General features: G+C 47.8%; 15 protein-coding genes. 13 read left to right on the forward strand and 2 right to left on the reverse strand.

The genetic code is table 11. From position 1 onward, the window contains the following. Nucleotides 1–150 precede the first annotated feature (150 nt). Nucleotides 151–486 carry a spore coat protein gene (locus BM058_RS09130; protein ID WP_090926730.1) on the reverse strand — a complete coding sequence of 112 codons (336 nt, stop codon included), beginning with the start codon at nucleotides 484–486 and terminating at the stop codon, nucleotides 151–153. A gap of 13 nt (nucleotides 487–499) precedes the next feature. Then, nucleotides 500–769 (reverse strand): hypothetical protein, encoded by a 270-nt coding sequence (locus BM058_RS09135; RefSeq protein WP_090926731.1) that lies wholly within the window; start codon nucleotides 767–769, stop codon nucleotides 500–502. Between the two features lie 158 nt (nucleotides 770–927). Here BM058_RS09135 and BM058_RS09140 point away from each other — a divergent pair, with 158 nt between their 5' ends. The 13 genes from BM058_RS09140 (at nucleotide 928) to sufU (ending at nucleotide 14,609) form a co-directional block, all read left to right on the forward strand. Next, the gene (locus BM058_RS09140) at nucleotides 928–1,287 is read left to right on the forward strand and encodes an arsenate reductase family protein (RefSeq protein ID WP_090926732.1); all 360 of its coding nucleotides are present in this window, start codon (nucleotides 928–930) and stop codon (nucleotides 1,285–1,287) included. A gap of 26 nt (nucleotides 1,288–1,313) precedes the next feature. Next, entirely contained in the window at nucleotides 1,314–1,697 is a 384-nt protein-coding gene (gene gcvH / locus BM058_RS09145) for a glycine cleavage system protein GcvH (protein WP_090926733.1), read from the forward strand. A gap of 201 nt (nucleotides 1,698–1,898) precedes the next feature. Then, on the forward strand, nucleotides 1,899–3,647 hold the full coding sequence (locus BM058_RS09150; protein WP_090926734.1) for an ABC transporter ATP-binding protein: 1,749 nt from the start codon (nucleotides 1,899–1,901) through the stop codon (nucleotides 3,645–3,647). 16 nt (nucleotides 3,648–3,663) lie between these two features. After that, nucleotides 3,664–5,490 carry an ABC transporter ATP-binding protein gene (locus tag BM058_RS09155; protein WP_407690169.1) on the forward strand — a complete coding sequence of 609 codons (1,827 nt, stop codon included), beginning with the start codon at nucleotides 3,664–3,666 and terminating at the stop codon, nucleotides 5,488–5,490. 630 nt (nucleotides 5,491–6,120) lie between these two features. Next, the gene (locus BM058_RS09160) at nucleotides 6,121–7,143 is read left to right on the forward strand and encodes a methionine ABC transporter ATP-binding protein (protein ID WP_090926736.1); all 1,023 of its coding nucleotides are present in this window, start codon (nucleotides 6,121–6,123) and stop codon (nucleotides 7,141–7,143) included. After that, the gene (locus BM058_RS09165; protein WP_090926737.1) at nucleotides 7,136–7,804 is read left to right on the forward strand and encodes a methionine ABC transporter permease; all 669 of its coding nucleotides are present in this window, start codon (nucleotides 7,136–7,138) and stop codon (nucleotides 7,802–7,804) included. The genes BM058_RS09160 and BM058_RS09165 overlap by 8 nt, the downstream gene beginning before the upstream one ends. Nucleotides 7,805–7,820: 16 nt before the next feature. Beyond that, a complete protein-coding gene (locus tag BM058_RS09170) occupies nucleotides 7,821–8,702 on the forward strand; it encodes a MetQ/NlpA family ABC transporter substrate-binding protein (RefSeq protein ID WP_090926738.1) in 882 nt (293 codons plus the stop codon). A gap of 868 nt (nucleotides 8,703–9,570) precedes the next feature. Further along, nucleotides 9,571–9,804, forward strand: coding sequence for a hypothetical protein (locus BM058_RS09175; protein ID WP_090926739.1), 234 nt, complete (start codon nucleotides 9,571–9,573; stop codon nucleotides 9,802–9,804). 53 nt (nucleotides 9,805–9,857) lie between these two features. Further along, complete coding sequence (locus BM058_RS09180; RefSeq protein ID WP_090926740.1) at nucleotides 9,858–10,256, forward strand: carboxymuconolactone decarboxylase family protein; 399 nt, start codon at nucleotides 9,858–9,860, stop codon at nucleotides 10,254–10,256. A 580-nt stretch (nucleotides 10,257–10,836) separates the two neighbouring features. Further along, the gene (gene sufC / locus BM058_RS09185; protein WP_090926772.1) at nucleotides 10,837–11,622 is read left to right on the forward strand and encodes a Fe-S cluster assembly ATPase SufC; all 786 of its coding nucleotides are present in this window, start codon (nucleotides 10,837–10,839) and stop codon (nucleotides 11,620–11,622) included. Between the two features lie 17 nt (nucleotides 11,623–11,639). After that, on the forward strand, nucleotides 11,640–12,950 hold the full coding sequence (gene sufD / locus BM058_RS09190) for a Fe-S cluster assembly protein SufD (protein ID WP_090926741.1): 1,311 nt from the start codon (nucleotides 11,640–11,642) through the stop codon (nucleotides 12,948–12,950). After that, a complete protein-coding gene (locus BM058_RS09195; RefSeq protein WP_090926742.1) occupies nucleotides 12,950–14,173 on the forward strand; it encodes a cysteine desulfurase in 1,224 nt (407 codons plus the stop codon). Before sufD ends, BM058_RS09195 begins: the two co-directional genes overlap by 1 nt. Continuing rightward, on the forward strand, nucleotides 14,160–14,609 hold the full coding sequence (sufU, locus tag BM058_RS09200) for a Fe-S cluster assembly sulfur transfer protein SufU (protein ID WP_090926743.1): 450 nt from the start codon (nucleotides 14,160–14,162) through the stop codon (nucleotides 14,607–14,609). Before BM058_RS09195 ends, sufU begins: the two co-directional genes overlap by 14 nt. The last annotated feature ends 54 nt before the right edge of the window (nucleotides 14,610–14,663 follow it).

Raw genomic sequence — 14,663 nt, forward strand, 5'->3', positions numbered from 1 at the left:
GAAATAAACACAATTGTAAAACTTTTAAATATATCACGATGAAAGATGCTGTGTAAAATGCAAAGTATCCGATGTAGAACATTTTTTATTCTGCTTGATTGTAACTAAAAAAACGCCGCCCTGTAACATCAGGCGGCGCGGACTGTTGAATTAATTGATGGTTCCCTGAGCGGGAAGTTGGTTAGTGTACCCGTTGAACTGCTGGTAGGACTGGCTGAGTGTGTTCGTTTCGGCTGCGTCGAAACTGTACCATCCTTTTTTGAACATCATGTTAAACAGGGAGCGCTGCAGATTCTGGGTTTCGCTTGAAATCATCGCGATATCGTCGTAAAGATCTTCATGGCTCGCTTCATTCATGGCGTAGCTGTAGGAAGATGTCATGTATTTTTCGGTCGACAGCATATCGTTTAAAAAATCACGGTCATTCATTTCCGGCGTCTTGGGAATTTGGGTCTGAGGGTTCTGAATTTTTGAAGACGATGCCATAGGAATCCTCCTTTTAATTAGCACCCGGACCGGGTTGCGCGGCGGGCTGCAGATGGGTAAGAAGCTGCTGGTAATGTCTTTCGTGCATTTGGGCTGTTTTTTCGAGCTCTTTTTTAACTTCCATGTCCATGCATTGTTTGGCGAAAAAAGCCGCTTTTTTCGCAGCAGTCAAATTCCAGCTCAGCATATCACTTAGATACAGATGGTCTTTCACCGTTACGGTCTGCGGCGGCTGGGGCATTACATTTTCCGGGGAAGAACCGGGCTGCTGTTGTGGACTCATTTTATCCTTCCTTTCGGTGTTATCGTTTCGCGGGTAGTATCTGCAGGAGGACGGAAAGATATGTGAAAAACAAACCAAACATGTCTTCTGGTTAGAGATGCAGCGGAATTTACGGTATACTGTACAGAGAATCTCCAAACAGAAAGGAGGCGGAAAGAATGGCGCTGACTTATTATGGCTATCCGCCCTGCGGTACCTGCCGGAAAGCTAAAAACTGGCTTGATGAAAACAATGTGTCCTACGAGGAATATCATATTGTGAACGAACCGCCAAGCCGGGAGCAATTGCAGAACCTTTATGAGAAAAGCGGTCTTCCGCTTAAAAAATTTTTTAATACGAGTGGAAAAAAGTATCGTGAGCTTGGCATAAAAGATAAAATGAAGACAGCAGACGAGGATGAACTGCTGGATTTGCTTGCTTCCGACGGCATGCTGATGAAACGGCCGATCCTGACAGATGGGAGTAACGTGACGGTCGGGTTTAGCGAAAAGGAATTTGAGGAAGTGTGGAAGCAGTAGGTATTGATAATAAGGAGGTTTAACGTATGAGCGTCCCAAAAGAATTGAAGTACTCCCAGGAGCATGAATGGGTGAAGGTGGAAGACGGAAAAGTCCGTGTCGGCATTACGGATTTTGCGCAGTCCGAACTCGGTGATATTGTGTTTGCCGAACTGCCGGAAATAGGCAGTGAAGTGAAAACGGACGAGCCGTTTGGCAGTGTCGAATCGGTCAAAACTGTATCCGAGCTGTATGCGCCGATTACAGGGAAAGTCGTGGAAATTAACGACGAACTTGAAGATTCGCCGGAATTTGTAAACGAATCCCCGTATGAAAAAGCTTGGATGATTGTCGTAGAACCTGCTGACACGGCTGAAATCGATAAGCTCATGACAGCAGAGCAGTACGAAGAAATGATCGGAGACGATTAATACATAAGTCCCGCTCTTGAAGAGAGCGGGGCTTTTTTTACTTTAACTTTCAAATTTTCTCAAATAGAACGGTACGGTCTTTTTAGATCGGTGTTTCTTCCCTGGTCTTTCTTTCCCTTTTATTTTAAGACTGTCCTGCTTCTCGATACAAAGGAATAAAATCGGTATAGTAATACTACCGTTTTCCAAAGGAGGAAAGATGTGAATACATTCAAACGCCTGAGACATTTTTACCTGCCGGACCGGAAACTCTTCTTTGCATCGATTGTTTTCCTGATCATGATGACTAGTTTGACGATGGCTTACCCTATTGTCCTTCAATACGCTATTGATGAAGTGGTTATTGCTTCCAACGCGTCCCTTCTTCCGTATTTAGCTGTCGGTTTTGTGCTTTTGACTGTTTTGAAAGCGATTGCTACATACCTGCATCAATACTGCGGCGACATGTTTGGAATCCGATCGGTTTACAGGCTCCGTCAGTCACTGTATGAAAAGCTGCAGTACCTGCCATTCAGATTTTATGATAATGCAAAGACAGGGGATTTGATGTCGAGGTTGACTGCTGACGTGGAAGCGTTTCGTTTCTTTCTATCTTTTGGATTTGCCCAGGTGATGAATCTTTTTCTGATTGTTGTACTGAGCTTTACGGTGATGATGGTGTACAGTTACCAGCTGGCCCTGGTTTCCTTGATCTCGATGCCCTTTCTTGCTGTCGTTGTGTATCGGTTTGACAAAAAAGTTCATCCGGGATTTAAGAGAATACGAGAATCATTTGCCGATATGACGACGAAAGTACAGGAGAATGTAAGTGGGATGAGTACCGTAAAGTCGTTGTCTCAGGAAGGTATGGAAAAGGATCGTTTCAGCCGCCGGAATGATGATTATAAAGAAAAGTCATTGTATAACGCTGGACTCTGGGCTGTATTTTTTCCTGTGATGGAACTTATAGGGAATATTTGTGTCGTTCTTCTGCTGGGCTTTGGTGGATATCTGGTCATGACCGGACAGCTTCAGATCGGCCAGCTGGCCGCTTCCTTCAGTCTGATGTGGTATATTGTCAGCCCTCTAATGAACCTGGGATTCATTATTAATACATTTTCCCAATCGAAGGCGGCCGGGGAGCGTCTCCTTGAGGTGCTGGATGAAGAAGAAACGGATATCCGGAAGGGAGAACTTTTTCTGGATCGTTTGAAGGGGGATGTTGAATTTGAACATGTTTCTCATATATATCAAGGAGAAGCATCAAATGCTCTCCAGGATATTTCATTCCATGCTCCTCCAGGCAGTACAATCGGACTTATCGGAGCCGCCGGATCGGGGAAAACGACAATTACTCAATTAACGGCTGGTTTTTATCACGCTGCAGAAGGAGATATATTTCTGGATGGTCAGCCGATTTCCCGGTACAGTCTTGCCGACCTGCGCAGTAACATAGGATTTGTCCTTCAGGAATCGTTTTTATTTTCGTCGACGATCCGGGATAATATAGCCTACGGCAGGCCGGATGCTTCCATGGATGATGTTGTGGAAGCTGCAAAGCGTGCCCAGGCTCATACGTTTATTATGGATTTGGAGCATGGATACGAGACCGTCCTGGGAGAACGCGGGATGGGATTGTCGGGTGGCCAGAAGCAGCGGCTGGCTATTGCCAGAGCCATCGTCATGGATCCAGCTGTTCTGGTGCTTGATGACGCAACAAGTGCGGTGGATATGGAAACCGAACAGCGGATTCAGGCTGCTTTTGGGGAAGTGATGAAGGGCAGAACGACCTTTATCATCGCACATCGCATATCTTCTTTAAAGCATGCAGATCAGATTCTTGTACTGGAAAAAGGAAGTATTGTGGAACAAGGCACACACGAAGAACTTCTGGATCATGCATCCATGTACCGCAGAATTCATGATATACAATTCCGGGACCAGTATCAGGTGATGCAGCGTCAGGGGTAAGAACGGGGGGATGGAGATGAAAAGAATAGAGGGATCCGGACAGGACAGAGCATCCACGGGGCGGTTTCATTACCCTCAGGACCGTGTTGTGGACAAAGCGTTTAACTGGTCTCAGTTGAAACGGCTGTTCAGCTACATGAAACCCTACGGCAGAACATTGCTTCCGCTCGCTGCGGCAGCGATGTTGATCGGAACCATTGTCCGGCTGGCTGCACCGGTTCTTATCGGTTATGCCATCGATCAAGCGATAAGTCCCGGGAATCGGGATTTGCTTCTCTGGGTTGTGGTGGTGCTAACGGGAATGTACGGCCTGCAGTGGGTTTCGAATGTTTATCGTATCCGCTGGATTAACCGTATGGGCCAATATATTATTTTTGACCTGCGCCGGGATTTGTTTAATCACATTCAGACGCTTTCCCACCGCTTTTTTGACCAGCGCTCGGCAGGATCGATTCTCGTCCGGGTGACCAATGATGTCCATTCGCTGCAGGAACTGTTCACTAATGGAGTAATTAATTTGATGATGGATATCATCATGCTGGTTGGTATTGTAAGCATTTTGTTTGTGATCAGCCCGGAATTGACGACAGCAGTCATGATTGTGCTTCCGGTCATGTTTTACATTTCCACAAATCTGCGGCGCAGAATCCGGCGGTCCTGGCAGGTGGTCCGGCTCAGGCAGTCCACGATGAACGCTCATTTGAATGAGAGCATTCAGGGGATGCGGGTGACACAGGCGTATCATCAGGAACAGGAAAACATGCGTTATTTCGGCGATCTCAATATGGATACGTATGACGCGTGGGAACAGGCCACCCGTAAAAGCGCGAAATTCCGCCCTGTTGTTGAGCTTTCCAACGCTGTCGGCACCGCTGTTTTGATCTGGTACGGTATTCATTTGATAGGAAACGGTACGCTCTCCATCGGGAATTTCGTTACGTTTGCTACGTTTCTTGGTATGTTTTGGGAACCGATTTCCCGTCTCGGGCAGATTTACAATCAATTATTGATGGCAATGGCTTCATCCGAAAGGATATTTGAATATCTGGATGAATCTCCTTCTGTTCCGGAAAAAAAGGACGCTGTATCTATCGGTACAATGAAAGGAGACGTTCGTTTCGAACAGGTTTCTTTTCAGTACGACGCGGTGAAATATGCGCTGCAGGACCTGGACCTTCATATTCGTCCCGGGGAAACCTTCGCTTTTGTCGGTCATACCGGGTCGGGAAAAACGACGATAGTGAATCTCATCAGCCGCTTCTATGATCCCACCGCTGGGACAGTGTTGATCGACGGCCAAGATCTTCGTGATGTTACGCTCGACAGCCTCCGTTCGCAGGTCAGTGTTGTTCTGCAGGATACTTTTATTTTTTCAGGTACGATTATGGATAATATCCGGTTTGGGAATCCGGAGGCAGATGACGAAGAAGTGAAAGAGGCGGCTTTCCAGGTTGGGGCTGATCGTTTTATCCGTGAATTGAGAGATGGTTATGAGACAGAAGTGGAAGAACGCGGGAATGTTCTTTCTGTCGGAGAGCGCCAGCTGATCTCCTTTGCCAGGGCGCTGCTGGCGGACCCCCGCATTTTAATTCTTGATGAGGCAACAGCTTCTATCGATACAGAAACCGAACAGATTATTCAGCAGGCACTGCAAAGACTGTTAAAAGACCGGACTGCAGTGATGATTGCCCACCGTCTTTCGACAATCCGGGAAGCAGACCGGATCATGGTGCTGAAGGAGGGCAGGGTATTAGAGGAAGGCAGTCATGATGAATTGATACGGCAGCACGGAGAGTACAACCGGCTGGTCAAAGCACAGTTTCAACATTCTCATGTCGGATAAACCTATACCTTGCCCCCTCTAACAAAAAGTGTAACTCATTTTCGCGACCACGGGCAGGGGATGTGACCATGGACACTAAAATCGTAAACAAGCGGCGTAGTGTCCATGAATTATCGTTTTGTGGACACTACGCCGCTGACATCAGAAGTTAGTGAGTGCCGGTGGAAATCGAAGGACACTAATTGCCGGCAACGGAGTTTTAGTGTCTACCCAAATTACTTTTATGGATACTAGGTATGCTGTTTGGCGGGTTAGTGTCCATGGAGCTGCTCCGATCCTGAGTAACCGCATCCCCTGACGCTGCTGTCTGCCCTTTTTTATGAAAGAGAATGCAATAAGGCGGCGGCTTTTGATGCTGCCCTTGTACTTTGGAGGGAAAGCGTCCGCCTGCAGCGCATGCCCAACATGTTAACAAAGCCTATTTTGGCTGGCAGCAGCCCTTTGTTCTAATCAAACAAAGTTGTCTGTTTCTGTTGACATGCGACCGGTACCGTGCTAGTGTTTTTTATGATTTCAAAATAAGAATACGCTTGTTCTTTCCGGTTCTGAATGTGCTGATCCGGAATTTTTATAGGAAACATAATAAGTTTTCTGATAAGTTTAATCAGGATTAACGGAGAGGGATACTTTATGATAACGATGCATCAATTGTCGAAAATTTTCCGTACTCCTGACCAGGACATAGCTGCTGTTGATACACTGGATCTTTCCATCAATGAAGGGGAGATTTTCGGCATTATCGGTTACAGCGGTGCCGGCAAAAGCACGTTGGTCAGACTGCTGAACATGCTGGAACAGCCGACAGCCGGACAGGTGACAGTCGGAGATAAAAACATGTCTGAACTGAAAGGCCGCGAGCTGCGGAAAGCGCGTCAGGAAATCAGCATGATCTTTCAGCACTTTAATCTCCTTTGGTCACGGACGGTAAAAGACAATATAGCATTTCCGCTCGAAATTGCAGGGATGTCAAAACAGGAGAAAGACAGCCGGGTCAACGAACTGATTGATCTGGTTGGACTGACAGGGCGCGGGGACGCCTATCCTTCCCAGCTCAGCGGCGGGCAGAAACAGCGCGTCGGCATCGCCAGGGCACTGGCTAACAATCCAAAAGTACTGCTGTGCGATGAAGCTACGTCGGCACTCGATCCAAAAACGACGGATGCCATTTTGGAGCTGCTCACCGATATCAATAAAAAACTGGGGCTTACTATCGTGCTGATCACACACGAAATGCACGTGATCCGAAAAATATGTCACCGGGTTGCCGTGATGGAGGAAGGAAGAATCGTGGAACAGGGAAATGTTCTCGAAGTCTTTCGTTATCCTCAGGAAGACATGACAAAAGAGTTTGTCAAACAGATCACGGAACCTGAAGAAACGATGGACGCTGTGTATGAGCTCATTGATGATGAAAACGGTCCTGTCGTGAAGCTGAGGTTTGTCGGAGAAGATGCAGAACAGCCTGTCATGACGGAATTGGTGCGTCATTGCGGGGTAGGAGTCAATATTCTTCAAGGGAAACTGTCCAAAACCCAGCACGGAAGCTACGGTACATTGTTCGTGCAGCTTCAGGGAGATGATGAACACCTGAAGGAAGCCCTTCGTTTTTTGGAAGAACACCGGGTGAAAGCGGAGGTGCTGCAGCATGATTGAACAATTGTTTCCGAACGTGGAATGGGCGGCTCTCTGGACAGCATCGCTTGAGACTGTCTATATGAGCCTTGCAGCTGTTATCATGACATTTATTCTTGGAATCATACTCGGTCTGCTTCTTTATTTAACGGATAAGGGGAATTTCTGGGAAAATAAAACACTGCATGCGTTGACGGCTGCCGTTGTTAATATTTTCCGTTCCATCCCTTTTATCATCCTGCTTATCCTATTGATTCCTTTTACCAATGCCATGCTTGGAACATTTCTTGGACCGAGTGCTGCGCTTCCGGCACTTGTTGCCGGCGCGGCACCGTTTTATGCGAGGCTTGTGGAGATTGGATTCCGGGAAGTCGATAAAGGGGTTATTGAAGCAGCCCAGTCCATGGGCGCCGGCCAGGGAAGAATTATTATGAGGGTGCTGCTTCCTGAATCGATGCCGGCCCTTGTTTCCGGCATTACGGTTACAGGTATTACGCTGGTCAGCTTTACAGCTATGGCAGGTGCAATTGGTGCAGGCGGTCTTGGGGATCTTGCGTACCGGGAGGGATTCCAGCGTACGCAGCCTGACGTGACTTTTGCATCTACCATCGCCGTATTGATTATCGTATTCGTCTTCCAGATGATTGGAGACCAGCTGACCAGTAAATTAGATAAAAGATAAAATGGAGGGAACGAACATGAAAAAATTGGCACAACTTATCGCTGTTCCATCATTGGTGCTGCTTCTTGGAGCATGCGGCACAGCCGATAACGGTTCGGAAGAACAGGATTCCGGATCTACTGGAGAAAATAACGAAGGAAATGCTTCGGAAGAGGAAGAAAACACAACCCTTACAGTGGGGGCAACCAATGTACCGCACGCGGAAATTCTGGAATTCGCCAAAGATCAGCTGAATGAAGAAGGCATTGAGCTGCAGATTGAAACGTTTAACGACTATGTACTTCCGAACAAAGCACTTGCTCAAGAAGAACTTGACGCCAACTATTATCAGCATATCCCTTATTTTGAGGGACAGCTTGAAGATAATGACAACTATGATTTTGCAAATGCAGGTGGTGTTCATATTGAGCCGATCGGTGTGTATTCCCAGGAGTATGACAATCTTGATGAACTCCCTGAAGGTGCCGAAATCATCATGAGCAGTTCTGTGGCCGACCACGGACGTATTCTGCAGATGCTTGACGAAAAAGGGTTGATTACGATGCCGGAAGATTCGGGCGTGGATGCGACGATTAATGACATCAAAGAGAACCCGAATAACTTCACATTCCGTGCTGATGTTGAAGCTGCAGTGCTTCCACAGGCTTACCAGAACGGAGAAGGAGATGCCGTGCTGATTAATTCCAACTATGCGATTGATGCCGGATTAAGCCCGGTTGAGGATGCGATTGCACTGGAAAGCGCTGAAGACAACCCTTACGTCAATATTGTCGCTGTACGAAGCGAAGATGAAGATAAGGAAAGCATTCAAACGCTCGTCGACGTGCTGCAGTCTGAGGAAACCGCCCAGTTTATTGAAGAAGAATACGACGGAGCTGTTATACCGGCAAAGCAATAGGATATTATAACGGTTTGTGAAATGGGAAAAAGGGACTGGGACAACACCTTAAAAAAATGAAAAACGCCGAACGATTTCAGGAAATCGTTCGGCGTTTTTCGTTTCTGAGATCAACCACTGCGCCAACATACTTTGCTTTTACTCCAGAGCACAAGGGCGACATCGATTCGCTGGCGCTCATCGTGTCTTCTATGCACTCCATAGTACAAGGGTGGGCATCGATTAGCCGGGGCTCCACCGGATCAGCTGCCTGTCGAAACCGGCGTAGCCCGGATGCTCCAGATCTCTGATCACGACGCCGGCCGGTATAGCGCAGTATAAAGGCAGGCAAAGGCATGGCGGATGTACGGGAGGTTTAGAACATGGAGGCGTTAGTGCGTGGCGTTCGGGATGGGTGGACGAGCGTTGTTCGTTGGGAATGGGTCCGAAGGCACTTTAGGAGGTGCTGCGTCCCCCTAAACGTCGTTAGGCCTGACGCCGAAGGCACTTTAGAGGGTATGGTGCGCCTTTAAACGTCGTTATGAATGATTCATAAGGCACTTTAGAGGGTTTCGCGCACCCGTAAACGTCATTATGAACGGATCGAGGCTGCGTTCAGCCGGGAAACGAACGGACCAATGCAGCAAAAAGCTCGTGAAATGAGGGATGAATAGTCCCAAGGCACTTTAGGGGGTTCCGCACTCCCGTAAACGTCGTTAGGCCTGACGCCGAAGGCACTTTAGAGGGTCCGGTGCGCCTTTAAACGTCGTCATGAATGATTCATAAGGCACTTTAGAGGATTCCACGCTCCTGTAAACGTCGCTAGTCACATCGCCTGAGGCATTTTATAGTACGGGGTCCCTCGTAAACGTCATTATCCTGTGGAGGTATGTCACGTGCAGGCGCCGAACGGACCGCCGCACATCTTGCCGAGGAGTCACGGGTCGCACTGTTCGGAGCAGGAGACCAGGAGTCGAAGCATGTTGACTCCGCTGCTGTACGACTGATGAACAACACCGCAGGACATTCGTGTTTTCTTTTGTCCCGGATTCTTTTCGTTTTTGAAGGTAAACTGCGTCCGCTTCCTGATGTGTGCCGACTTCTTTCTTACAAAGCGGTATAAATCAATACAGCTGCCGGCATACTACAGGAAAAGGAAATAAGGGAGGCCGTGTCATGCCGCAGCAGGAACAGCAACAGCAGCAGCAACAGCAGACATCATTTATTCAGCAGGCGCTGCAGGAGTACAAAGAAGGAATCGGTATTTTCCAGGAGAAAATCCCCCACATTGCAAGACGGTATAACGCGTTCACAGAAGCCTGTTTTAAATCAGGGGAACTGCAGGCGAAGGAAAAACAGCGGATGGCCCTTGCGCTCAGTGTGTATGCACAGGATGAGTACTGTATCATCTATCATACGAAAGGATGCCTGGATGAAGGGTGCACCGAAAAAGAAATCATGGAAATTCTCGGGGTGACCGCAGCATTTGGGGGCGGAGCAGCGATGAGTCAGGCTGTCACCCTGGTTCGGGAAGCGGTGCAGGAACTAAGCACGGACAATCAAATGAAACAGTAAAGAATAAAGAAACGCCGAAAAACACCCAGCATGTTTCCGTCTGTTCGAAAGAAACAGGACAGATTGCTGCTGAGTTTCATTTGTTAGAAAATTTAACAAAAACAAAGCTTTGTTTTGAAAAAGAGTGCGTGGTACCGTGGATAATGTGTTAAAAACAACGAAAGGATGGATTCGTTATCCACGCAATCAGCAGCAATCCGACAACAGAAATGGAAAAAGCTATGCACCAGTTTCACGGCTTTGGTTACGCTGAGTACAACAACAGTCTGGACCGCCGCATCCAAGTAGAAATTTCCCGTGAACAAAATCACAGAAAAGGCCGCCAGTTGGCTGAACAGTTTGGTGAATAATATACCATCTGCTTTTCCTTTGAATCATTGCGTGTTTTTGTTACAATAAAAAAGATAAGTGGTGAAGGGGGCTGAGCCTGGAAGGGGCGGCTCCCTTTTCTATTGAAGCACAGAGGCCCGTGTTTCTTGAAGTCTATTTGAATTTGTTTTAAAATGATAATGAGAATAAATTGAGAATCATGAAGGAACGGGAATGTTCCTTTAATATTGATATGATGGAGGTATTTCTGATGGCAGGATCAACCCTTAAGATTCAGGATCTGCATGTGGAAATTGACGGATCGGAAATTATCAAAGGACTCGACTTGGAGATTAACGGCGGCGAGATTCACGCAATCATGGGCCCAAACGGTACCGGGAAATCAACACTTGCTTCCGCAATCATGGGTCATCCAAGATATGATATCACCCAGGGCAGCGTTTACCTGGACGGTAAAGACGTTCTGGAAATGGAAGTGGACGAGCGCGCCCATGCCGGCATGTTTCTTGCGATGCAGTACCCAAGCGAGATCAGTGGTGTGACAAACTCCGACTTCATGCGTTCGGCCATTAACTCAGGACGCGAAGAAGGCGATGAAATTTCGCTGATGAAATTTATCAAAAAGATGGACAGCAAAATGGATGAACTGGAAATTGATCAATCTTTTTCCCAGCGTTATCTGAACGAAGGCTTTTCCGGCGGTGAGAAGAAGCGGAATGAAATTCTGCAGCTTCTTATGCTTGAACCGAGAATTGCTATCCTTGATGAAATTGACTCCGGACTCGACATTGACGCGCTGAAAGTTGTTTCCAAAGGAATCAACAGCATAAAATCCCCGGATTTCGGCTGTCTTATCATCACTCACTATCAGCGTCTTTTGAATTACATCACTCCAGACAAAGTCCATGTCATGATGCAGGGACGTGTCGTGAAGTCCGGTGGTGCAGAACTGGCTCAGCGTCTTGAAGACGAAGGGTACGACTGGATTAAAGAAGAACTCGGCATTGAAGACGAAAAAGTCGGCGAACAGGCGTAAGCGAGGGAGGTAATAGAATGTCAGTGGATACGAAATGGACGTACGACGAAAATTACGTAAGAGAATACTCCCAAAACCGCGGAGAGCCCGAGTGGCTTACAGAACAGCGTGTTACCGCCATTCGTCTGGCGGATGAGCTGAACCTGCCAAAGCCTGAAAAGACCAACATCAAAACGTGGAACTTCACTGAATTTAAACATGAACCGGGCGAACTCTCTGCCATCGATTCGGTGGATGAACTTCATGAAGACGTTCAGAAACTGATCGACCGCAGCACAGAAGAGCAGAATTTGATTGTGTTCCGGGACGGCAAGCCGATTTATCGTACCGGAAGTGACCACCTTCAGGAACAGGGCGTTCTGTTTCTTGATATAGAAACGGCGGCCAGAGAACACAGTGATCTTCTTAAAAAGTATTTTATGGGAAGTGCCGTGGACGTTGATGAACACCGTTTGACAGCTTTGCACGTAGCTCTTCTGAATGGTGGAATATTTATATACGTTCCGAAAAATGTAACTGTTGAATCGCCGCTACAGACGATTTACTGGCAGGACGATCCGGAAATGGGTCTTTTCAATCACGTTATTATCGCTGCTGAGGATAACAGTGAAGTGACGTATCTGGAAAACTACGCTTCCTTTAACAGAGAGCAGTCGGCAGCGGCCAATATCATCTCCGAAGTGTACGTTGGACAGAATGCGAAAGTATCTTATGGTGCGGTGGACCATTTCGAAAAAGGCGTCACTACGTATGTGAATCGGCGGGGCCGCGTGGAAAGAGACGGCTATCTCGAATGGGCACTGGGCCAGATGAATGAAGGCAATACCGTTTCCGACAACACAACCGTTCTTCAAGGCGATGGTTCAAAGGCAGATACAAAAGCTGTATCGATCGGCCGGGGTGACCAAAGCCAGAACTTCTGGACCGATATTATCCATTACGGTAAAAACTCCGTCGGTCATATTTTGACGCACGGTGTTATGAAAGACCATGCTTCCTCCATTTTCAACGGAGTGACAGAAATCAAACACGGCGGCACAAAAGCAGATGGACAGCAGACAGAACGTGTTCTGATGCTCAGTGAACGTGCCCGTGGTGATGCCAACCCGATTCTGTTGATCGATGAGGACGATGTGACAGCAGGACACGCTGCTTCTGTCGGCCGGGTCGACCCGATGCAGATGTTCTATATGATGAGCCGCGGCATCTCAAGAACGGAAGCGGAACGACTGATTATTCACGGCTTCCTTGCGCCGGTGGTTAATGAACTTCCGATTCAGGCCGTCAAAGAGCGCTTGACGGAAGTTATTGAAAGGAAAGTCTACTGATGGATGTAAAGGAAATCAAAGAACAGTTTCCTATCCTTCAACAGGAGGTTAACGGAAGTCCGCTCGTCTATCTGGACAGTGCCGCCACCTCCCAGAAGCCGAATAAGGTGATTGAAGCGGTGGAAGATTACTACCGCCGCTACAACTCCAACGTGCACCGGGGTGTTCATACACTCGGAAGTCTGGCAACGGATGGTTATGAAGGAGCCCGGGAAAAGGTGCGTTCCTTTATCCATGCGCCAAGGGCCCGTGAAATCATTTTCACGCGCGGGACAACGACCGCCATTAACACCGTCGCGTACAGCTACGGGCGGTCAGTGCTGCAGGAAGGCGATGAAATTGTGCTGACGCCGATGGAGCATCACAGCAACATCATTCCGTGGCAGCAGGCAGCCAAGGCGACAGGAGCTTCCCTGAAGTATATGCCGATGCACGAAGATGGAACGCTGTCTCTTGAGGATGCCCGCCGCACCATTACGTCCAAGACAAAAATCGTGGCCGTTACGCACGTCTCCAATGTACTTGGAACCATCAACCCGATTAAAGAGATCACACAGATTGCGCATGAGCACGATGCCGTAACTGTTGTAGATGGGGCGCAGAGCGTTCCGCACATGAGGGTGGACGTTCAGGATCTTGACTGTGACTTTTTTGCTTTTTCCGGTCACAAGATGGGCGGTCCGACCGGCATCGGAGTGCTGTACGGGAAAAAACGTCTTCTTGAAAAAATGGAGCCGGTGGAATTCGGAGGGGAAATGATTGATTTTGTTGACCTGTATGATTCCACGTGGAAGGATATTCCGTGGAAATTCGAAGGCGGAACCCCTATTATTGCAGGGGCAATCGGTCTCGGCGCTGCGATTGATTTTCTTGAGGACATCGGCATGGAAAATGTCGAAGCCCACGAAGCGGAACTCGCGCAGTACGCAATGAAGAGGCTGAAAGAAATCGACGGCATTCACATTTACGGCCCGGAAACACGAGCAGCTCTCGTTACGTTCAATGTGGATGAACTGCATCCCCATGATGCGGCTACCGCACTTGATATTGAGGGAATCGCGGTCCGGGCGGGCCATCACTGCGCGCAGCCGCTCATGAAATGGTTGAATGTGGTGGCGACGGCAAGGGCAAGTTTTTATATCTATAACTCAAAAGAAGATGTTGATGCCCTTACGGAAGGTTTAATAAAAACAAAGGAGTATTTTGGTGATGTCTTCGCATAGTAATCTCGATACTCTTTACCGTCAGGTCATTATGGATCACTACAAAAATCCCCGGAATAAAGGGGACATGGAAGGGGAAACTCTCCATGTGAATATGAATAATCCCACCTGCGGCGACCGGATTCAGCTGCAGCTGAAAGTGGAAGATGACAAAATCTCAGACGCCAAATTCGTCGGAGAAGGATGCTCAATCAGCCTATCCTCCGCCTCTATGATGACAGAGGCTGTCAAAGGTCAGCCGGTGGAAAATGCACTGGAAATGTCCGACATCTTCTCGCAGATGGTGCAGGGTGAGGATTATGATGATAAATATGACCTTGGCGATATTGAAGCGCTGCAGGGTGTAACAAAGTTCCCTGCAAGAATAAAATGTGCTACACTTGCATGGAAGGCCATGGAAAAGGGCCTCGGTAATGAGGAAGAAGAAACCGACTGATTTGCAGGGAAAGTGACAATATACCTTTCATTAACGGGGGGTTACCCCCTATAA

Origin of the sequence: Salibacterium qingdaonense, assembly GCF_900114715.1 — a bacterium.
Lineage (GTDB): Bacteria > Bacillota > Bacilli > Bacillales > Marinococcaceae > Salibacterium > Salibacterium qingdaonense.